Below are 20,182 nucleotides of genomic sequence, written 5' to 3' on the forward strand. Positions count from 1 at the left end.
CTACTCCACCACGATGAAGCATTCGTCTCGTCGCTGGTGGAGTTTTTATTTTGCAAAGGGGGAACGACGATGGAAGCGCAAACGGTGACGGTCACTATCAACGGGCATGCATACCGCGCCAAGCCAGGGATGACGATTTTGGAAGTCGTCAATAAACACAGCATTCCGCACCCGCAAGTTTGTTATACACCGGAACTTGGCGCCATTCAGACGTGCGACACGTGCATCGCCGAAGTCAATGGAACGCTGCTTCGCGCCTGTGCGACTCCGGTTGAGGACGGCATGGTCGTCGAGCTCAACTCGCCGCGGGCGAAAGCGGCGCAAAAAGAAGCGATGGACCGCCTGTTGGAAAATCATCTCTTGTACTGTACGGTGTGCGACAACAACAATGGCAACTGCAAGCTGCACAACACGGCGGAAATGATGCAAATTGAACATCAAACGTATCCGTACCGGCCGAAAGTCGACCCGTCCGAAGTCGACATGTCGCATCCGTTTTACCGCTACGACCCGAACCAATGCATCGCCTGTGGGCAATGCGTCGAAGCGTGCCAAAACTTGCAAGTGAACGAAACGCTCTCTATCGACTGGGAAGCGGAACGGCCGCGCGTCGTTTGGGACGGCGGAGTGCCGATCAACGAATCGTCGTGCGTCAGCTGCGGGCATTGCGTCACCGTCTGCCCGTGCAACGCGTTAATGGAAAAATCGATGCTTGGCGAAGCCGGGTTTCTGACCGGCCTAGATAAAGACGTGCTCAATCCGATGATCGACTTTGTCAAAGAGGTTGAACCGAACTATACGAGCATTTTTGCCATTTCTGAAATCGAAGCGGCCATGCGCGAACAGCGAATCAAAAAGACGAAAACGGTTTGCACGTTCTGCGGCGTCGGCTGTTCGTTTGAAGTATGGACGAAAGGGCGGAAAATTTTAAAAGTCCAGCCTGTATCTGAAGCGCCGGTCAACGCGATTTCCACATGCGTCAAAGGAAAATTCGGCTGGGATTTCGTCAACAGCGAAGAGCGCCTAACGAAACCGCTCATTCGCAAAGGCGACGTGTTCGTCGAGTCGACATGGGAAGAAGCACTCGATCTAGTTGCCGAAAAACTTGGCGCGATCAAGCGGCAATACGGCGGCAACGCCATCGGTTTTATTTCATCGTCGAAAATTTCCAACGAGGAAAACTATTTAATGCAAAAGCTCGCGCGGCAAGTATTTGAAACGAACAACGTCGACAACTGTTCGCGCTACTGCCAGTCTCCCGCGACCGACGGCTTGTTCCGCACGGTCGGAATGGGCGGCGATTCCGGCACGATTCACGACATCGCCTCGGCTGGCCTTGTCATCATCATCGGCGCCAACCCGGCCGAGGGGCATCCGGTCATCGCCACCCGCGTCAAACGGGCGCATAAGCTGTTCGGGCAAAAACTCATTGTCGCTGACTTGCGCCGCAACGAAATGGCGGAGCGCGCCGATTTGTTCATCCGTCCGAAACAAGGCACCGACCAAGTATGGCTCATGGCCGTCACCAAATACATCATCGACCAAGGCTGGCACGATGAAGCGTTCATTCGCGAGCGCGTCCATTTCTTTGAGGAGTTTAAGCAGTTGCTTGAAAAATATACACTCGACTACGCGGAACAAATCACCGGCGTCGCCAAAGCCGACCTCATCCGCATCGCCGAAATGATCCATGAAGCGGATGGCACGTGCGTCCTCTGGGGCATGGGTGTGACGCAAAATACGGGCGGCAGCGACACATCGGCGGCGATTTCGAACTTATTGCTCGCAACCGGCAACTACGGGCGCCCGGGCGCCGGCGCGTTCCCGCTCCGCGGCCATAACAACGTTCAAGGCGCTTGCGACATGGGATCGCTTCCTGCCTGGCTACCTGGCTACCAACATGTCACCGATGACGCCGCGCGCGCGAAGTTTGAAAAAGCGTACGGCGTCCGCATCGATGCGAAACCAGGCCTTGACAACATCCAAATGCTCGAAGCGGCCGAGCGCGGCGAGCTGAAAGCGATGTATATCGTCGGCGAAGATATGGCGCTTGTTGACTGCAACGCCAACCATGTGCAAGAGACGTTGGCGAAGCTTGACTTTGTCGTCGTCCAAGACATTTTCTTATCAAAAACGGCGCAATTCGCCGATGTCATCTTGCCGGCAGCACCGAGCCTGGAAAAAGAAGGAACGTTCACCAACACGGAGCGCCGCATCCAACGTTTTTACCAAGCGCTGGAGCCTCTTGGCGACTCCAAACCAGACTGGTGGATCATTCAAGAAATCGCGAAGCGGCTTGGCGCTGACTGGAATTACGCCGATCCGAAAGAAATTATGGACGAAATCGCCAGCCTCGCTCCGCTGTACTCACAGGCGCATTACGACCGGCTCGAGGGCTGGAACAGCTTATGCTGGGGCAGTCACGACGGGGCCGATACGCCGCTGTTGTATAAAGAGCGGTTCAACTTCCCGGACGGCAAAGCCCGCTTTGCGTTGGCCGATTGGGTCGAGCCGGTGCAATATCCGGAAGAGTACGATTTGCTTGTGAACAACGGCCGGTTGCTTGAACATTTCCATGAAGGAAACTTGACGTACAAATCAAAAGGCATCGAACATAAATTCCCGGAAGTGTTCGTCGAAGTGTCACCTGAACTCGCCAAAGAGCGCGGCATTGAAGACGGGGCGCTCGTCCGGCTCATCTCGCCGTATGGCCGCGTCAAGGTGCGCGTGCTTGTGACCGACCGCGTCAGAGGCAACGAACTATTCTTGCCGATGCACTCCACAGCAAACGAAAGCGCCATTAACATGTTGACCGGGCCGCAGACCGACCATCGCACGAACACGCCGGCCTACAAACAAGCGCGCGTGCGCATGGAAGTCATTGAGCGATCCGGCAAGACGCCGCTGCCGCGCACAAATCCGCGCTTTAAAAAGCGCCATCCGCAAAACGGTGTCGAAGTGGAGCGGAAGTGGCGGCGGAGCGATTACGTGCCGCTCACCGAGGAGAACAAGGGGGTGACGATCGGTGGCTAAACCGATTACCGCCATTCAAAAGCGCCAAATGACTGAGGAAGAAAGACGAGCCGAAGCGCTGGCCAAGCTGAAGGTCGCTGTCGGCGACAGTGAAGAGGCGGTCCGCGAACTTTTGGAGTTCATCGAGCAGCTCCATGAAAGCGGCCTGCTCGAAGCGGCCAACGCCTTGTTAAAAGCGCGGGAAGACGTGGCGAAAATTGTCGTCGGCCAATTGAACCAAAAGTCGGTGACGACCATGATCAACCACGCATTCGCCATCGCCGGCCTCGCCGCCTCGCTTGATCCGGAGAAAACGGCGAAACTGCTTGAACATATGGCCGCCGGCGTCATCGAAGCGTACGAACAAACGGCCATCGAAACGAAAAAAGTCGGAGTGTTCGATTTGCTGAAAGCGTTGAACGACCCAGATACGAACCGCGCGATCCGCTTTTTCCTGTCCGCGCTCAAAGCGATCGGCCAAAGGCTTGGACAAAACAGCTGACCGGCGGAAGGATAGCACAAAGCAACCGGCCGACGGCCGCACTTCGATGCACTGGCATCCAGCCCGTGTACCAGCTCGATTTTCAGTGAAGACAAACTGCGCAAAAAGCTCGAACTCGCCCCAAACGTCCGATGGGAGCCGTTCCAATCATTTTCACATATAAGCGCGGCTTGTTGTCCCATAATAAAAATACGTGTTGGCCACCCAACACGAGCACGCCATAAGGAGGGAATGTGCCGTGCGGAATAAAGCGCACAACTTCCCGAACCAAAACAACAACAAGTTTGAAGGCGAGCCGCGCGCCAAAGCCGAGTACACCTCGAAGCGGGCGGACGGCACGACCAACACCCACCCGCAAGAACGGATGCGCGCCTCCGGCGAACGAAGCGATTTCTTTTAACAGAAAGGGGGAGCACGGCATCGTCCGCCGCACTCCCCCGGCACATTCCGCAGCGAGGTGAACGGTCATGGGTCACCATCGGCGCAAAAAGTTTTATGACAACTTTTACTCCAATCCGTTCGGGCAGCCGTGGGCCAATCCAAAACACGCCCACTCGCAAGTGAACGGCGAAACGCAACAAACGCTTGACCTCATCATTTTAGAGCGGCAGACGCGCAAGCAGTCGTAGCTCGTCAACCTAGGGGGATCGTTTCTCCCTAGGTTTTTTTGCAAATGATGGCCGCACTCGCTTTTCCTGAAACTTGCGCAAGGAACCCCTTCCTTTAGAGAGCTGGTGATTTAATAAAACATGAGGCTTCCACAACAGTGATTCTCAATTTGAGAAACTTTGTAAACGCTGTCCTTCTCTCTGACTGAGAATGATCGTTTTGAGGGGATCATTGCTTTTTCACCATCCTTTTAGGCATGGCAAGGAATGGACTCAGGCCAATTTTGCTTCCAATCGCTCCGGCATGTCCACTCCCCCCAGCCTAAAGGTTTTTGAAGTGGGGTCTCCTGCGCCAATTAAGATGAGACGGCGTTCTCCTGCCGCCGTTCTTGGCTTATGGCAAATCCGGCTTGCGCAACAGTGAAATCGGCAGCGCCTCTTCCTCCCCGTTTCCTTTCAACCGCCAGCCCCAAGCGAACACTCCTTTTAAATAGCGCACTTTAAAATACTCTCCGGGAGCCCCTTCAATTTCATAAATCTCCCCGGGCTGAAAATCAGCTGGATTGAGCATATACGCCTTCGCCATGGCGATTTTCCGCTCGTAAACCGCGTATTCGTTCACCATCCCCATCTGTTCCGCCTTGCGCGCCTTTTCCGTCAACATGGCGATTTCTTGTTGCAGTTCCTCTTTCGTCATTTCGCTGTACCGTTTTTGTTCTCCTTTGATCATGGCCAAGCCTCCCTTTTTTTGGGCGTTTCCGATTGAACGTGCCCATCCGTGCTAAGAAGCGAGAGGTTCTTAAGCGCTCTTTCTTTAAACAGAATTGAGCTGAGCGATCCGACGATCGAAATAAAGAAACTCTTTGGTCAGAGGCGATCCGGCGGCGCCCATCGGGCTTTCCGCTCGTTATCGTCTGCCACCCACGTGCGTGCGCAGCCATTCATCGATCAAGGCGAGCGAAAATCCTTTTCGGTATAAGGCTTGGCGCATTTTTTGCTCATAAAGCGGGCGCGGGTGGTGCGCGTAGCGGCGGTGCGCTTTTTCTGCCTGAACACAGATCGCCTCCCATTCCTCTTGTTCAGTACGATCACTGCCCTCCGCCAAAACGGCGGCAATCACCTGATGCGGAAACCCTTTGCGCATCAGTTGCTGCCGCACTCGTTCCAAAAACGCGCGGGCCGATTCCGCCCGCCGTTGCTTTTTCGCCTTTTCGTAAAGCGAGCGGGCGACGGCCACCTGTTCAGCCAACGTATACTCCGCCAAACTTTGCTCGATCAAACGGCTCGGCACGCCGAGCCGTTCCAGTTCAGCGCGGACAAGAAGCGGCCCTTTCGCCGACGTCTTTTTTTGGGTGCGCACATAAGCGGCCGCGAACGCCTCGTCATCGACATACCGCTCGGCGCGAAGTTTTTTGAGCACTTCCTCAATCACCGAATCCGAAGCGCCTTTTTTTCGCAAGTGCGCCGCGACCTCATGTTCCGAGCGCATCCGGTGCGCCAAAAAGTAAAGCGCCTGTTGATACGCTGTTTTCACCGCATCAGCGTAGACGATGTCGCGGAGAAGCGCGTCATCGACGGTCATCCCTTTTTTCAACCGGAATTTCAGTACGACATCTTGGTCGATGGTCAACATGAGCGGCGGCGCGTTATCACGGTGCACGACAAGGAAAAATCGTTCGGCGTTTTCTTTCGTCACCGCCAGATCGACAATCGTTCCCATCGCTCATCTCCCTTCTTCTATTTTATCGTACCATAAGGGGGACGGCGGCGAAAACGACAGTTTGGTCATCTCATTTGATCAGAAAAGAGGGATTCGGCGCATAAACGGCGAAAAATAAAAGAAAGCCTCGCCTTGTGCCTACTGATTTTCCGCCGGTTTCCACGCATAAAATGAGAAATAAGGGAGGAACGAACGATGCGCATCGCCATCAATGGCGGCACCGGGCTGATCGGCCAGGCGCTCGCCCGTCGCTTTTCCGAGCAAGGACATCACGTCTACATTTTCACCCGCACGCCCCAACCTTCGGACGGCCACATTCATTACCTTTCCTTCGCTGACAGGCAAAAACCGGCCGCCATCGATGTGGCCATCAACTTGGCAGGAGAGCCGCTGAACCGAAAACGGTGGACAGCGAAGCAGAAAGCAGTGATTGTCGACAGCCGCCTCCGAGCCACTGAAGCGATGGCGAACTACATTCACTCGCTGCCCGAACGCCCTGCGCTGTTTCTCAACGCCAGCGCCATCGGCATTTATGGCACTTCGGACTCCGCGACATTTACCGAGCAAACGATCGATTACGGCGGCGACTTTCTAGCCCAGACCGTCCAAGCATGGGAAGCATCGGCCCGTCCGATCGAGCAGCTTGGCATCCGCACCGTCTACGCTCGCTTTGGCGTCGTGTTTGCCCGACATGGCGGCGCCTTGCCGATGATGATCAAGCCGTACCGGTTGTTGGTCGGCGGCCCAATCGGCAGCGGACGGCAATGGCTATCATGGATTCATCTTGAAGACGTCGTGCGTGCGGTCTCGTACATCATCGAACACGAGGAGCTGTCCGGCCCCATCAATTTCACTGCGCCCCATCCAGTGCAAATGAAAGAGTTTGGCCTGACCGCCGCCCGGCTTCTTCACCGCCCGCATTGGCTTCCGATTCCCGCTTGGACGCTTCGCCTCCTCCTTGGCGAAATGAGCATGCTCGTCACCGAAGGGCAACGCGTCATCCCGAAGAAGCTATTGCAAGCCGGCTTCCGCTTTTCGTTTCCAACGTTGGAAGACTGTCTCATCGATTTGCTTTTGCCGCATGACCGACAAAAAATATCCAAAAAAAATTAACAAAAAAACAATTTCCTTTTTGCCTCCGATCGTGTATGATAAAGGAGACCTTAGACCAGTTGTCGCTGATAACCGCATACGAACAGGAACAATGGGGAAGGCAAATGGTGCGCCACCAGCGCTCGCGCTGGTTCTAGTGGGTTCGATTCCCACCCCGAAATTTTTTTAATGAAGTTTTAATAAAAAAATTTCGAGGGTGGGCTCCCACTAGGAGGGCCGCCCTCGGCATCCGAAGGAGGGATTGGCCATGTTGAAAAAACGCGAGCTGCAAGACTGCCATGCGCTGTACGAGCTGATGGTGCATCCGGACGTCTTCCCTTTCGTGCGCCAAAAGGCCAGCTCGTACGAAGAATTTTTATTCATGACGAAACAGCTTATTGAGGCGGAAGAACGCGGTGAGCTCATTTCGCGCACCATTTTGGACGAATGGGGAAACCCGATCGGCACGATCAGCCTCTTTGACATTCAAGATGGTGCCGGCTTTTTAGGCACATGGCTCGGCAAGCCGTACCATGGGCTCGGCTACAATCGGCGCGCCAAAGAAGCGTTTTTCCATGAGCTGTTTTATGAGTTGTCGATCGACACGGTGTTTTTGCGCATCCGCAAAGTCAACATCCGCTCGATCAAAGCGGCGGAAAAGCTTCCGTACGTCACGCCGGCCAATGAAACGCGGCGGGCGCTGCTCGAGCAAATCGGCGCGGATGTATACAATTTGTATGAAATTACGAAAGACAACTACACGCTCTATACGATGCGCCATCCCTCCTTTGGCCACAATGAAGAACAGCGCAAAGAGGCATAAGCCAGGAGGCGGCATCGATGGAAAAAGAGGCTGTCCAAACGGGCATCCTCTTTTTTGCGTGCATAAAAACACCGTGTTTCGCGCAAAATGGAACTAAAGGAATATGAATGCAAAGCGAGGGAACAAGCGATGGCGGAAAAACGGAAGCGCGAAAAAGTGAAACATACATTGACGAGCGCGCAAGAAGTAAGCTACGCCCGCGATTTTAAAATGGCGGATCAGGCGGGCGGCTATACGGACAAAAAAGCGCGCCGCTAGAAACGATTGCTATTTATACAGCGGCGCCGTCCATGCCATCCTAATGAATGAATCATACGATTCACACTTTGCAATAGGGGGACATGGGTGATGGGCCGTTCTCGTGGACAACGGACGCGCGACAAAAACAAAGCAACTTTGCCGCAAGTGCCGAAACAGCTGAAATCTGACGGCATTGATGTCGAATACTCGGCAGAATTTGCCGACCACGAAGACCTCGAAGCGCAAGCGCGCGCGGCCGCAGCCGGCATCCGCCGGCAAGAGCGCAAACAGTAACCGAACATGGCGCCCCTCTTTTATGGGGCGCCTTTTTCCTGTGAACCGCTTCCACTTCGCTTTGCTTGAAGCGGGGGACTTTCTTTGTTTAAACGCGTCTCCCAAGCCGCGCTACACCGTCGCCTCGCCCTCGAGCTCCAACACTTGGCTGTACCGTTTGTAAAACCGCCCCAACTCCCCTTTGTAATTGTCTTTCCACGGTTTTTCCTTGCCGCAATAATGGATAAAAACGGTGTTTTCCTCAATCCAAGCTAAATCATGTTTCGGGTTGGGCAAAAGCTGCAAAAAGTCGTAATAGCGCGCGTCATAATTGTAGCGGTAGCCGTCGACCGGCTTAATTTTGTCCCAATACAGCCCGTTTAAGACATCTTGGTCGGGAAGAACAAGCTTGAACCGGTTGTCGCGGATGAACTGGTAAATGTCTGCAAGACGGATGTGCTCGCGCATCATCGCAATGTTCATCATCATCACACCCGTATTGAAATACCCTTTCGCGTTCGGCGTTTTTAACCGCAACTTGTTGAACAAGTTTGCCACCTTCGTCGAATGGGTATGCTCAGCCGCGATGAACAAGTTCCCTTCAAAGTCCATGTCATACAGCTCATCCATCGGGTTGATCGCCACAATGTCCGGGTCAAGGTACAAGACACGTTCGACATCCGGCGGCAAAAACAAATGCGCCGCCAGCCGGTAATACATCTCCACCGTATAGTGGCGGAAAACAGGCGCATCATGAAACAGTTGCGGATCAACGTAAATCGGCACGAGCTCATGCCCCTGACGGCGGACAAACTCGCCAAGCGCCTGAAGTTCATGCGCAGCGATGCGCGAGTGCAATAAATAAAACGTAAACGGGCGCCTGTTGTTGCAAAACAGCGAATGCATCAAGACTTTTAATGGCGGAAGATAATTGGCGTCTGTCGTGACTAACACATGAAACATGCACCATCACTTCCTTTGCGTCATCAATTCCCCTTTCTCTACAATTATATAGAAATTTAGGTGAATGTTGCGCTCTTTTCACGCCAAATTGTCCGACCGGGCGACGATTTCTTGTCATTCCTTTGTATTGAAAAGGGCCTATGCCAGTAACGCGGCAATATGCCTTATTCCCCTCGCCGGCCGGCTTTCGCTGGCAAATTTCTTGTTCGACTATTTACAATTATCAAACAAATAACTATAATAAAACATATAGGGTAGCCGTCTCCTGCCAGCTCGGCCGCTTGTGCAGACCGGACGGCCTCTACCATCTGTCCGATAGCCCCGTTGCCTGACAGGCAGCGTTGGCAGTTTGCTTCCATGCATCGACCACAAAAAGAACTGTGCGGCCTGACGGCATCTCCGCGCCGGAATGCCTTCTCAGTCCGTTCAAGCCGGTTCCTATCTTGCACGCTGTGTGGGAACCGGCTTTTTGCATGTGAAAAGAAAGGAGGGAAATCGATGCCAGGAGCGCTCGATGGCGTGCGTGTGCTCGACTTATCGCGCGTGTTGGCCGGCCCGTATGCGACGATGATTTTAGGCGATTTAGGCGCTGATGTCATTAAAATTGAGGCGCCGGGCGGGTCGGATGACACCCGGTTTTGGGGTCCGCCGTTTCAAAACGGCATGAGCGCTTACTATACCGCCGTCAATCGAAACAAACGAAGCATCACCGTCAATTTAAAATCGGCAGAAGGACAAGAGACGATTCGCCGCCTCGCCGAAACAGCTGATGTCCTTATCCACAATTTCAAAACCGGAACGATGGATCAATGGGGGCTTGGCTATGAAGCGTTGTCGCGCCTCAACCCACGCCTCATCTACTGCTCCATCACCGGTTTTGGCGAGACGGGACCGCTCGCTCCGCTTGCCGGTTACGACTACATCATTCAAGCGATGAGCGGCTGGATGAGCATTAACGGCACCGCGGACACCGGTCCGCTCAAAGTCGGCGTCGCCGTCACGGATGTATTCACCGGCCTGTATGCCGCCATCGCGATCGAAGCGGCGCTCTTGGCCCGCGAGAAAACGGGGCGCGGGCAAAAAATTGATCTCGCTTTGTTTGACTGCGCCGTGAGCGCGCTTGTGAATGTCGCCGCCAATTATTTGTTGTCCGGCGACGTCCCGAAGCCGCTTGGCAATGAACATCCGAACATCGCCCCGTACTCCACATACGAGGCAAGCGACGGACCGATCGTCATCGCCGTCGGCAATGACCGGCAGTTTCAAGCGCTTTGTTCGTTGTTGTCGGACCGCTCGATCGGATCCGATCCGCGGTTTCAAACCAACCCCAGCCGCGTCGCCCATCGCGATGAACTGAACCGGCGGCTGAACGAGGAAATCAGGCGGCGGACGCGGGCGGAGTGGCAGCGCCTTCTCGCTGAAAAAGGCATTCCGTGCGGACCGGTGCAGACGCTCGATGAACTGTTCCGCCATCCGCAAACGGCGGCGCGCGAGATGACGGTTACAGTGCATCATCCAACCGTCGGTCCGCTAAAGCTTGTCGCCAGCCCGCTGAAACTGTCCGACACGCCGGTGTCTTATCGGCTGCCGCCCCCGCTGGCCGGCGAGCATAACGGCGAGGACGCCCCCGGGTGGCAAAGCAGTCCGGCCGCTGAAAACAGTCGGCACGATCAAGTCGAATGAATGAGCCGTTGTTTTGATCAATGGCTTCAGCGTCCGCTGAAACAAAGGAAACGAACGTTGACACGAAAGCCATTAAAAATCAAACGATCGCATAGGGGGATGGAAACGATGATGAACTTCGACTTTACACCCGAACAAGAAATGCTCCGGCAAACGGTGCGCAAATTCGTCGATAAAGAAATTATGCCGTACATCAAAGAATGGGATGAGCGCGGCGAATTCGACCGCAACATTTTCAAGCGGCTCGCTGAGCTCAATTTAATGGGCGTCTGCATCCCGGAACAATACGGCGGCATGGGCATGGACTACAACTCGCTCGCCATCGTCTGCGAAGAGCTCGAGCGCGGCGATACGGCGTTCCGCACCGCCGTCTCCGTCCACACCGGGCTGAACAGCTTAACGCTTTTGCAATGGGGGACGGAAGAGCAAAAACAAAAATATCTCGTCCCGCAAGCGCGCGGGGAAAAAATCGGCGCGTTCGGCCTGACCGAACCGAATGCCGGCTCGGACGTCGCCTCCATCCAAACGACGGCTGTCCGCGATGGCGATGACTATATTTTAAACGGACAAAAAACGTGGATTTCCCTCGCCGACATCGCTGACCACTTTCTCGTGTTCGCTTATACGGACAAATCGAAAAAGCATCGCGGCATTTCCGCCTTTATCGTCGAGCGGACCATGCCGGGCTTTTCGTCGCGCCCCATCAAAGGCAAACTCGGCATTCGCGCCGGCAACACGGGAGAACTGTTTTTTGACAACGTCCGCGTTCCGAAAGAAAACTTGCTTGGCGAAGAAGGTGAGGGATTCAAAATCGCCATGTCGGCGCTCGACAACGGCCGCTTCACCGTCGCTGCCGGCGCAGTCGGTCTCATTATGGCGTGTCTTGAAGCAAGCGTGAAATATTGCCATGAACGAAAAACGTTTGGCAAAGAAATCGGCCGTCACCAGCTCGTCCAGCAAATGATCGCCCGCATGGAAGCCGGCTTGCAAATCAGCCGCCTGCTCGTCTACAAAGTCGGCTTTCTCAAAAACGAAGGCCGCCGCTGTACAAGAGAAACGTCGCTCGCCAAATGGATCGCCTGCGACTACGCGAATCAAGCAGCTGACGACGCCGTACAAATCCATGGCGCCTACGGTTATTCGAACGAATATCCGGTCGAACGCTACTTGCGCAACTCGAAAGCGCCGGTCATTTACGAAGGAACAAGGGAAATCCATACGATCATGCAGGCAGAATATGTGCTCGGTTACCGCCAAGACAAACCGCTGCGCAAAACGCTGCCGGCATGGCGGCCAGATGAAAGCTGAAGCACCGACGAAATCATGGGCGGCCAAACCGCTGACCCGCACAAAAACACAGCTGCCCCCATCAACCGATGAGGGGCAGTTGCTTATGGCTCTTTCTCCTCCATTTTGCAATATTGTTTGTACAAATCTTTTAGCGCCGCGCACAGGGCAGAATGGGCTTTCCCTAAATACCCTTCGTCAAGCTCGGCGAGCAGATCGTCGATGCCATCGCGCAGCGAATGGCCGCGAAGCAGGCGGGCCACGTAATCGCGCCCATGTTCGGTGGCGAGTGTGCACGACGCCTCTACGATCACCCCGTATTTTTTATCAATTTCCGCCGTGATCGTCAGCGTATCGTAAAGGCTTTTCGCCGCCATTCCGGCCGGAAGCCGCGCATGACCAGCGATAAACTGCGTTTTCATCCGTTTCCCTCTTTCCTTCTCGACTGATGTTTACAAAATGGCTTGTTATTTTATTTCGTTGTCTTTCGCTGCTTTCCCTGCCTTTGTTTTGACAATTAACGGGAAACGGAGTTTATTTCATCAACAATGCGGAACTGTTGCAACATATGATCAAACCGTGCCCCATGCCCTTCGCTTGCTTCGAAAAAATACCACTGCTCAATAATAAACGCGCCGCCTTTGCCGTTCGGAACAACGTAATATTTAACGACCTCGTCGTTCCACTGATGCCCTTTTCCCCGTGAATGACATAGCCAGCTACCGGCTCACTCACTTTCCCGGTTTGAATGATGATCGGGTATTTCTCTTTCACTTCCTTTTCCAGCTCAGCAGCAATCGTTTCCGGCGCTTGATCTGTCACTTGGCGAATTTCCATTCCGCAAATGCGGTCTCATCGCCGCACTGGACCTGCTCGATCAGCTCTCTCTCCATTTCTCGACCTCCTGAAAGAAGTTTTCACTTTATATACCCACGCCATCGGCAAAACGTTTTTATTTTTTATGCCCAAAAACGAAAAGCCGCCCGCCGGACAAAACCGGCAAGCGGCATATCGTTTCTTTTTAGCGCTGCTGTACAGACGCGAGGCGGCCTGCCTCCCAGCTCACCCACGCCCCGCTGTTTGGATCAATCGAAGCGAGGCGGAGCCAGCCGTTTTGGACTTTGCGCCGAAATTCACTATTTTCATCGAGCAACCGTTCGATATAGGAAGACGGCGCTTCAATAATAACAAGCAACCGAAGCGGAGAGTGGAACCATTCACGGTCAGACGCGGCGACGGACTGCCACGGCAAGCCGGCCAGCAAGTCGCTTCCGTTCCCTTGCATGACACCGATGCCGCCGGTCACCGTTTGGGTCGTTTTGTCGCCGCTTCCGTAGTGATGCGGCGCCACCGTTGAAGCATAATATTGCAAGTTGATCCACTGCCCGACGGTCGCCGGCCCGGCGATGATGCCGGCAAGCGCCTCACCGCTCGGATCTTCGCGCCAATCGTAGCTGTGCAAAAACACTCTGCCGTCCAAATGGACGCCCTTTGTCAACGCCCGCCGGCCGATCAGGAAAGCGGCGTTCCCCGCCAAGCCCCACTCCGGGCGAATTTCGCTCCAGTCAACAGCGCGGCGTCGAGCTTCTGCGACCGGATCGCGCGGCATGCCGCCGACATGCGGCAGCTTCGCCATCCGCTCGGCGTTCGCTTGGCGGCTGACACCGTCAAGCGAACGTTTCAACTGTTCAAACGACTGCTTCGCCGCTTCAGATAACGGCGGCACTTCCACCCAACGCAGCTCGTCAACGGTCGTAATATGTTCAGCAGCGACAAACACTGTCTCCCCAGGGATGGCAATGCCCTCTTTCGCCAACTCTTCCCGCACGTGCGGCAAGTTGGCCAACGCGGCGAATACGCGGGCGTTGAGCGCCCCAGCGGCACCGCCGCACGCCCCGCAGTCCAACGCCGACGCATACGGATTGTTCGTCGTTTCGCTCTCATGGCCGCAGACGACGACAAGCGGGGCAAACGAGGACGTCAAGCCGATGTTCACAAGGAGTTGTTTTACATATTGCACTTGCTCTTCTTTTGTCAACCCAATCGGCAGTCCGGTCGTTTCGTCATGCCCTTGGCAGTCGAGCGACAGCGTCGTCTTCGGCTTTTGTTCGGCTGACGCTTCCGCTTGGCGAATGGCTTGCCCGGCCCAAGCCGGCGCCGCGCTGCGGGCGAGCGTGTGCAAGCCGAGCCACGGCCCGCTCATTTCCGGAAGCAGCAAACCAGCGAGCAGATGCTGCTTGATTTTTTTAAACGTCCGGCCGACAAAGCGGAACAAATCGCGCCGCCGGCGGTACGGCGCCGCCTCTTTTGGAGAAGCGGTTTCGTTGATTTCATGTTGCGGCGCAACGATCGCCGGGCAAGACGGATGGGCGTCGTCGCCATCAAGCACGCGCGTTTGGATCGGCAAGCCGAAAAAGCCGGCGCAGCCGTACGTTTCAAATGGACCAGCCGCTTCTATATGACGGCGGAACGACTCAGAGCGCACATCAATGCAAAACAATAGCTGCGCTGCTGCCTGCTCTTTTGACTCCTCAGGTCGACGGGTGAGGACCGCTTCTTTCAACTTCGCTTCATACGTATCTTCCCACGCCTCGAGCCAAAGATGGCGGCGGCCGATCCGCCAGAACCGATCGGCGAACGCCAAACGAGTTTGACGATCTTTTAGCGACAAACGCCGCCAGTCGTCCGGCGTCATTCCTCCCCAGTGGATCCAGGCGGCCAACAACGATACAACAGCACTATCGTCTTCGTTTTCTTCCTCCTTTAGCGGCAGATGCGGCGCCGCGAACACCCACTCAAGCGACAAACGAACAGCCAAGTAATCGATCAATCCGCCCATTTCGTCGCCTGCCTGGCGCGATTGCCAAATGACCATCCCCGCCCAGCCAGGCAGAGCTAACAAATGTGCTTCTACGTATGCCACCGCTTCCTCATCCTGCACTCCGAGCTGTTCAAGCGCTCGGCACAGCGCTTCCTCCGGATGATCAGGCCAATCGGAAAGCCGCTTCCGCTCCGCTTTTGACAGGGCCGGGTCAAGGGGCGCCAACCGGCGCCATGCCCCGTAAAAGCCGCGCTCGCGATGCGGGAGCGCCCACGGCGCCTCGCCTCGATCGTAAAACAGCTTGCACCATTTGATCATTTGTTGGTCCAACCGCTTCTCCAAACCAAGGCGCGCGCATAGCGGACGGATGGAAGCATGGCGCGGCGACGCGGCGGCGGCCAACTCGATCAGTTCTGGCATCTGGACTGTTTCTTCTGGCACCGCATCGTTCCAAAGGAGGGCGCGGCATAACCGCTCCGCTTCATGGCGCGGCACAGGAAGCGGCTCATCGTCCAACCATCGCTGCAGCCGCCGCTCGATGAAGGAGACATCAATCTCCCCTTTGGATAGCGCTGTATGGAAAACAGTCAATGGCGGATACAAGTCAATGCCGTAAGCTTGTTGCAACCGATCGGCCGCGTCGGCAAACGACATCTCTTCCATGCCCATCCACGGATGACGGGCGATAAACGCGGAAAGCGGCCAAAGCGGAGCGATGGCCTTCGCTGCTTCGCGGACGGTCGCCTCGAGCGGGCGAACGATTGCTTTTTTTGCCTCCATCGACCGTTCAAGTGATATGACGCTTCTACTCATGGGCCATCCCCTCCCTTATATAGGACGCCAAGTAATGCGGGTGCGCTTCGGTCGCCGCCGGGCGCGGTTCGCCAAGATGAACGAGCCGCATGTACAGGCGAACCGCAAGCGCGGAGCTGCGCCGGTTCGCGACCCATACAGCCACCAACGCCGCAACCACAAACAAGGTGCAAACAAGCCATTCGAACGAAGCAGGCGGCAAAAATGCAGACGACATCCCGTTATGAAGCAACGCCATAAATTGATGGCGCACGGTTTCGGACACCAACGCCAAAGCAACGACAGCCGCAAAGCCAAGCCAACGTCCTTCGCGAAAATCGGCGAGCCGCCCCCAAGCGACCGTTGCGGAAGCCGCAAGCAACAGCGCGCTCAACAGCCGAGCGGGTTCGTGCGGAGCCGCTTGCCAAAAAGATGCTCCAATCATCACGCCGAGGATGACACCGCCCGCCCACGAACCACCCGCTCTTCGGATGCCCGCCCGGCCGACTCGCGGTACGACGGAACCGGACTGCAAAAAGAGCGTCGCTTTAAACAATCCATGCAGCACTAGATGCACGACCGCCGCCCCGTAAGCGCCGAGCGCACATTGCACGAGCATGACGCCCATTTGCGCCATCGTCGAACCGACAAGCTGGCGCTTGTAGTCGACATGAACAAAGCTAACGCCTGTACCAATCAAAATCGAGGCAAAAGCAATCAGAAACAGCACCACATGCGCCCACGTTCCGCTAAAGAGCGGAGAAAAGCGCCAAAGCAGCAACCCCCCGGCGTTCACAAGCCCGGCATGCATCACTGCCGATACCGGCGTCGGCGTCACGACCGATTCCATCAGCCAGCGGTGAAACGGCCATTGCCCGGCCGGAATGATGGCAGCCAATATGAGCAGTCCGTTCATCACCGCTTTTTCCCACAGACCAAGGTGAGCCAACCGTTCCGCCGACAGCGCGGAAGCGAGCGTCCATTCCCCAGCCCCCGCCCCAAGCCAAACGGCGGCGATGGCCGCGGCAATCCAACTTGTCAAAAACAGCACGCTCATCTGCCGGGCGACAAACCGAACCGGCTCCCATTCTCGTTTCAACTTGGTCAGCGCCACAAGCCCCGCGAGCGGCAGCCCCCAACACACTGCAATCAAGCGCAAGTCATCGGCAGCCCACGTGAGCGAAGCGGCAAATGACGTCCATGTCAAGAGCGAAAAATACAGTCGATAGCGGAGGTCGCCGTGCAAATAGCGAACCGCAAACCGTTGAATCGCCCAGCTTAGAAGCGAAATATAAACGGCGGACAGCCAGCTGACCGCATCAAACCGCCACAGGCCGATGTCAACCGCGCCGGCGCCGATCCATCCGCATAGCGCCACCGCCCCGGGCAACAACAACAGCCAGACGTGCACATGCACATATCGCTCCGGCACGCGCGGAGACAGCCAAATGACCGCGCTGGCCAAAACGATCGCCACCGCCGCCAGCCATCCCCATGCGAACCATTCATTTGCCATTGCCATCTCCTCCCCTCATCTGCTTGCACATCGTTCGAGAGAAAAGAAAAAACCGGCTATGTCAATCAGGCAAAACGGCCGAAAAAGACCGTTCCATTTGCCTATCGATTGCCCATAGCCGGTTTACCTTCAACCAATCGTCGCTCGATTGTTTGAAGATCTCCCGTTCGTTGTCGTGCGGCAGACGACGGTCAGTTTCCCTTCAACGAACCTAAGCACGCGTAGGTTTTTTGAAGGGCTCCCGACAGCATCGCCCTCTATTTTGTTCTATACTTACTATACAAAAGTTGTTTCAATTATACAATAACTTTGTTGACTTGTCATGAAAAAAATTTATTTTGTCAACTGTTTCTCCAAATCGTTGAACAGCTTAAAGACGATAATCCGCTCACCCGTTCGGGTGCTTAAATCGGTATGAAAGCTTTTTACCTTCTCACCCGTGATTTCCAAAATCATCTCCTTCAAGTCATCGACTCCCGATTCCACCAAACTCGTCCGCGACCGTTTCACCGCCAGCATCCCTTCCTTCGATTCACAAAGAGCGTACTCAGCAGGTGTCAGGATGCCGTGCAGGGAAACGATAATCATATCGCGCAAAATATCGGTTTTCACTGACACCGAGCCGCGGCCGAGAAAATCTTTTTCCCATTTCGTTAATGCTTTGCTGATTTCCGATTCCATCCAACCTTTTGACTTGTTCATGCCCTGATCCCCCTAACCAACCCGCGGATTCCCGCCGCCATCCGCCACGTTGCACTGATAAACATTATTATAGCCATAATCGATGGATGGCGCTAGAGCAAAATCGGCAAGGCGTCGACAGAAAACGGTTTCATTCGTGTTTTGCCGGGGCATGAGGCATCGTCTATAGGAACAAGAGCAGCGGCCCCGCACCGGTCGCGCCTGGGCCGATACCGGCATGCGGCCGCCCCTGTTGAAACAAGAGCGTCCATTGTTCCGTTGGCCAGCAGGGAAAACAAACGCCCTTGCCTCACATCCTGCGGACCCTAATTTTTTGTTGCAGCTGGGAAAAACAAAAACCAAGCCATTCCTCTTCCCAAATAACACCATAATCCAACCTGCACGGAAACGTCGCCAAGAAAAAGCAAACCGGCTTTCTCCTTTCCAAGCTGGCTACTGCTGGGTGCACCGGAGCGTTCGCAGCCGGTTAAGCGCCGCCACCAGCTCGAAGCGGCGCGGGCGAGCAAGCTCACCCGGATGCCCTTTTCGGAACGAAACCGAGCCTAACCCTTGCCGGTCCCATTGTTCTTCGATCGCATCGAGTAGTTGGCGGATGGTTTTCTTCCCGTCGAGCCATCCTTTTCGTTCCATATACAACAGCGCCGCGGCAATCGCCCGAGTCTGGCTGTCATCGACCAGCTGCTCAAGCGCATAAAGCAATAGATCGGTTTGTCCGTACTGAATAACGTGCCGTCCGCGCGCAGCTGCTTTCGCTTTTTTTCCTTTTTGGCTGTTCAAACTTTCCGCTAGCGGAATGCGCTCGCGGATGCGGCCAAACGACTCGCCGCCTTCCGCTTTCCGCCCCGACGGCATCTGTGCAGCGATCCGTTTCGCCTCCTCCGTCACATCAAACGGGACGTACTGCTCCATTTTGATCACGCAATCAGCAATATCCAAGTAATCCCCCAACCCGCCGACGACAAGAACCGTTGAAATGCCGTAATCGTGAAATAGTTGACGCGCCTTGTCGATATACGGGGTGATCGGTTCAGCGTCTTTCGCCACGAGCGCCTGCATGCGTGCATCGCGCATTAACAAGTTCGTCGCGCTCGTATCTTCATCGATCAAAAACACCGATGCCCCGGCTTCAATCATTTCGATCATGCTCGCGGCCTGCGAGGTGCTGCCGCTCGCGTTTTCCGTCGAAAAACGGCTTGTCTCTTTCCCGTACGGCAGCGTGCCAATGAGCGGCGAAATGTCAACACTGGCGACGCTGCGGCCATCTTCGGCGCGAATTTTCACCGCCCCGCTGTCGGTGATGACAAACTCCCGCCCGTCGCCGGCGATATGGTCGTACACGCCGTGCTCCAACGCCTGAAGCAGCGTCGATTTGCCGTGATACCCGCCGCCGACAATAAGCGTAATGCCTTTTCGGATGCCCATGCCTTTCACTGGCTCGGCGCGGTGCGGGATCGGGATCGCGATCTCCAGCTCCGGCGGGCTTTGAAACGGCACCGCCCCGCGTTGCAGCGGCTTGTCGCTCACCCCGCTCTCCCGTGGCAAAATCGCGCCGTTTTTGACAAACGCCACCAAACCATGCTCACGCAAATAGCGGCGAATGGCGTGCTGCTGATCGGCAAGCTCGACCGCCGCACGAATGTCCTCTTCCCGAAGGCCGTACACCGCCCGCTCGATGACGGATGGAATTTGCTCGAAAAAGATGGTCTCGGCTTCTTTCGCCAAAATGCGCCGCCCATTCGCCGGCAACCCGACCGACAAACAAACGGCAATCGTCTCGTCAGCCACTTGCACGGCCGTCCGTTCCAACACTTTTTGCCCCGGGGCGTCAATCAGAACAAGTCCGCTTTTTCCCGACCCGCGCGCCCGAGCAGACCATTGCCGCAATTCACGATGGATGCGGCGCGCAAGCAAGTCTTCGCAGCGGATGCGTCGAGGCTTCGTATCAGTCCACTCCGCCGCCAACACGGTCTTTGCCCGCGGCACAATCACGCGAATTTTCGACGGCTCAGCGAACGGATCACCTTGCACATGGTCGATCGCGAGCGTAAACAGTGGAAACGAATACGTCCCTTCGATCGTTTTATACGCTTTATATCCCTTTTGATCAATGGATCGCAGCCGTTGTCTGAGCGTTTCCATGAAACCAGC

General features: G+C 55.4%; 19 protein-coding genes. 10 read left to right on the forward strand and 9 right to left on the reverse strand.

Annotated elements, in window-relative coordinates; genetic code table 11:
• Positions 1–69: 69 nt before the first annotated feature.
• From fdhF to GJ1_RS17775, 4 genes are all read left to right on the forward strand, one after another.
• Positions 70–3,033, forward strand: coding sequence for a formate dehydrogenase subunit alpha (gene fdhF, locus GJ1_RS07965; protein WP_066230870.1), 2,964 nt, complete (start codon positions 70–72; stop codon positions 3,031–3,033).
• Entirely contained in the window at positions 3,026–3,514 is a 489-nt protein-coding gene (locus tag GJ1_RS07970; protein ID WP_066230874.1) for a helical membrane plugin domain-containing protein, read from the forward strand. The genes fdhF and GJ1_RS07970 overlap by 8 nt, the downstream gene beginning before the upstream one ends.
• 238 nt (positions 3,515–3,752) lie before the next feature.
• Positions 3,753–3,914: a small, acid-soluble spore protein K gene (locus GJ1_RS07975; protein ID WP_066230877.1), complete on the forward strand. Its 162-nt coding sequence runs from the start codon at positions 3,753–3,755 to the stop codon at positions 3,912–3,914.
• A gap of 67 nt (positions 3,915–3,981) precedes the next feature.
• On the forward strand, positions 3,982–4,143 hold the full coding sequence (locus GJ1_RS17775) for a YpzG family protein (protein ID WP_074043162.1): 162 nt from the start codon (positions 3,982–3,984) through the stop codon (positions 4,141–4,143).
• Between the two features lie 373 nt (positions 4,144–4,516).
• Here GJ1_RS17775 and GJ1_RS07980 read toward each other — a convergent pair whose 3' ends face one another.
• Positions 4,517–4,852 carry a YfhH family protein gene (locus GJ1_RS07980; RefSeq protein WP_066230881.1) on the reverse strand — a complete coding sequence of 112 codons (336 nt, stop codon included), beginning with the start codon at positions 4,850–4,852 and terminating at the stop codon, positions 4,517–4,519.
• Positions 4,853–5,029: 177 nt separating this feature from the next.
• Complete coding sequence (gene recX / locus GJ1_RS07985) at positions 5,030–5,842, reverse strand: recombination regulator RecX (protein WP_066230883.1); 813 nt, start codon at positions 5,840–5,842, stop codon at positions 5,030–5,032.
• Positions 5,843–6,037: 195 nt separating this feature from the next.
• On the opposite strand from recX, the gene GJ1_RS07990 reads away from it, so the two are divergent.
• From GJ1_RS07990 to GJ1_RS08000, 4 genes are all read left to right on the forward strand, one after another.
• Positions 6,038–6,955, forward strand: coding sequence for a TIGR01777 family oxidoreductase (locus tag GJ1_RS07990; RefSeq protein ID WP_066230886.1), 918 nt, complete (start codon positions 6,038–6,040; stop codon positions 6,953–6,955).
• A 247-nt stretch (positions 6,956–7,202) separates the two neighbouring features.
• Positions 7,203–7,757, forward strand: coding sequence for a GNAT family N-acetyltransferase (locus GJ1_RS07995; RefSeq protein ID WP_066230889.1), 555 nt, complete (start codon positions 7,203–7,205; stop codon positions 7,755–7,757).
• Between the two features lie 129 nt (positions 7,758–7,886).
• On the forward strand, positions 7,887–8,015 hold the full coding sequence (locus tag GJ1_RS17780; RefSeq protein ID WP_075261675.1) for a YfhE family protein: 129 nt from the start codon (positions 7,887–7,889) through the stop codon (positions 8,013–8,015).
• Positions 8,016–8,105: 90 nt separating this feature from the next.
• Positions 8,106–8,291: a YfhD family protein gene (locus GJ1_RS08000; RefSeq protein ID WP_011229952.1), complete on the forward strand. Its 186-nt coding sequence runs from the start codon at positions 8,106–8,108 to the stop codon at positions 8,289–8,291.
• A 111-nt stretch (positions 8,292–8,402) separates the two neighbouring features.
• Here GJ1_RS08000 and GJ1_RS08005 read toward each other — a convergent pair whose 3' ends face one another.
• The gene (locus tag GJ1_RS08005) at positions 8,403–9,233 is read right to left on the reverse strand and encodes a glycosyltransferase family 8 protein (RefSeq protein ID WP_066230892.1); all 831 of its coding nucleotides are present in this window, start codon (positions 9,231–9,233) and stop codon (positions 8,403–8,405) included.
• 498 nt (positions 9,234–9,731) lie between these two features.
• Between GJ1_RS08005 and GJ1_RS08010 the strand changes: the two genes are divergently transcribed.
• Entirely contained in the window at positions 9,732–10,916 is a 1,185-nt protein-coding gene (locus GJ1_RS08010) for a CaiB/BaiF CoA transferase family protein (protein WP_066230893.1), read from the forward strand.
• 108 nt (positions 10,917–11,024) lie between these two features.
• On the forward strand, positions 11,025–12,224 hold the full coding sequence (locus tag GJ1_RS08015) for an acyl-CoA dehydrogenase family protein (RefSeq protein ID WP_066230894.1): 1,200 nt from the start codon (positions 11,025–11,027) through the stop codon (positions 12,222–12,224).
• Positions 12,225–12,307: 83 nt separating this feature from the next.
• On the opposite strand, the gene GJ1_RS08020 is transcribed toward GJ1_RS08015, so the two are convergent.
• The 6 genes from GJ1_RS08020 to GJ1_RS08045 all read right to left on the reverse strand — a co-directional run bounded on the left by GJ1_RS08020 (position 12,308) and on the right by GJ1_RS08045 (position 20,173).
• Entirely contained in the window at positions 12,308–12,625 is a 318-nt protein-coding gene (locus tag GJ1_RS08020; RefSeq protein ID WP_066230897.1) for a DUF3870 domain-containing protein, read from the reverse strand.
• Positions 12,626–12,737: 112 nt separating this feature from the next.
• Entirely contained in the window at positions 12,738–13,025 is a 288-nt protein-coding gene (locus GJ1_RS08025) for a hypothetical protein (RefSeq protein WP_245629363.1), read from the reverse strand.
• Between the two features lie 199 nt (positions 13,026–13,224).
• Positions 13,225–15,837, reverse strand: coding sequence for a DUF2309 domain-containing protein (locus tag GJ1_RS08030; RefSeq protein WP_066230900.1), 2,613 nt, complete (start codon positions 15,835–15,837; stop codon positions 13,225–13,227).
• Positions 15,830–17,332, reverse strand: coding sequence for an NADH dehydrogenase subunit 5 (locus GJ1_RS08035; RefSeq protein ID WP_066230903.1), 1,503 nt, complete (start codon positions 17,330–17,332; stop codon positions 15,830–15,832). Before GJ1_RS08035 ends, GJ1_RS08030 begins: the two co-directional genes overlap by 8 nt.
• Before the next feature lie 333 nt (positions 17,333–17,665).
• Positions 17,666–18,034: a Na-translocating system protein MpsC family protein gene (locus tag GJ1_RS08040; protein ID WP_066230905.1), complete on the reverse strand. Its 369-nt coding sequence runs from the start codon at positions 18,032–18,034 to the stop codon at positions 17,666–17,668.
• 432 nt (positions 18,035–18,466) lie between these two features.
• Complete coding sequence (locus GJ1_RS08045) at positions 18,467–20,173, reverse strand: ABC-ATPase domain-containing protein (protein WP_066230908.1); 1,707 nt, start codon at positions 20,171–20,173, stop codon at positions 18,467–18,469.
• Positions 20,174–20,182: the final 9 nt, after the last annotated feature.

The organism is Geobacillus jurassicus NBRC 107829 (genome assembly GCF_001544315.1).
Classification (GTDB): domain Bacteria; phylum Bacillota; class Bacilli; order Bacillales; family Anoxybacillaceae; genus Geobacillus; species Geobacillus jurassicus.

What these genes read in the sequence shown, in the direction of transcription:
- GJ1_RS08045 (WP_066230908.1), bottom strand. Translation starts at nt 20,173, where the DNA reads ATGGAAACGCTCAGACAACGGCTGCGATCCATTGATCAAAAGGGATAT.
- GJ1_RS07990 (WP_066230886.1), top strand. Translation starts at nt 6,038, where the DNA reads ATGCGCATCGCCATCAATGGCGGCACCGGGCTGATCGGCCAGGCGCTC.
- recX (WP_066230883.1), bottom strand. Translation starts at nt 5,842, where the DNA reads ATGGGAACGATTGTCGATCTGGCGGTGACGAAAGAAAACGCCGAACGA.
- GJ1_RS17775 (WP_074043162.1), top strand. Translation starts at nt 3,982, where the DNA reads ATGGGTCACCATCGGCGCAAAAAGTTTTATGACAACTTTTACTCCAAT.
- GJ1_RS17780 (WP_075261675.1), top strand. Translation starts at nt 7,887, where the DNA reads ATGGCGGAAAAACGGAAGCGCGAAAAAGTGAAACATACATTGACGAGC.
- GJ1_RS08010 (WP_066230893.1), top strand. Translation starts at nt 9,732, where the DNA reads ATGCCAGGAGCGCTCGATGGCGTGCGTGTGCTCGACTTATCGCGCGTG.
- GJ1_RS08035 (WP_066230903.1), bottom strand. Translation starts at nt 17,332, where the DNA reads ATGGCAAATGAATGGTTCGCATGGGGATGGCTGGCGGCGGTGGCGATC.
- GJ1_RS07980 (WP_066230881.1), bottom strand. Translation starts at nt 4,852, where the DNA reads ATGATCAAAGGAGAACAAAAACGGTACAGCGAAATGACGAAAGAGGAA.
- GJ1_RS08040 (WP_066230905.1), bottom strand. Translation starts at nt 18,034, where the DNA reads ATGAACAAGTCAAAAGGTTGGATGGAATCGGAAATCAGCAAAGCATTA.
- GJ1_RS08005 (WP_066230892.1), bottom strand. Translation starts at nt 9,233, where the DNA reads ATGTTTCATGTGTTAGTCACGACAGACGCCAATTATCTTCCGCCATTA.
- GJ1_RS08000 (WP_011229952.1), top strand. Translation starts at nt 8,106, where the DNA reads ATGGGCCGTTCTCGTGGACAACGGACGCGCGACAAAAACAAAGCAACT.
- GJ1_RS08030 (WP_066230900.1), bottom strand. Translation starts at nt 15,837, where the DNA reads ATGAGTAGAAGCGTCATATCACTTGAACGGTCGATGGAGGCAAAAAAA.
- GJ1_RS08015 (WP_066230894.1), top strand. Translation starts at nt 11,025, where the DNA reads ATGATGAACTTCGACTTTACACCCGAACAAGAAATGCTCCGGCAAACG.
- GJ1_RS07995 (WP_066230889.1), top strand. Translation starts at nt 7,203, where the DNA reads ATGTTGAAAAAACGCGAGCTGCAAGACTGCCATGCGCTGTACGAGCTG.
- GJ1_RS08020 (WP_066230897.1), bottom strand. Translation starts at nt 12,625, where the DNA reads ATGAAAACGCAGTTTATCGCTGGTCATGCGCGGCTTCCGGCCGGAATG.
- fdhF (WP_066230870.1), top strand. Translation starts at nt 70, where the DNA reads ATGGAAGCGCAAACGGTGACGGTCACTATCAACGGGCATGCATACCGC.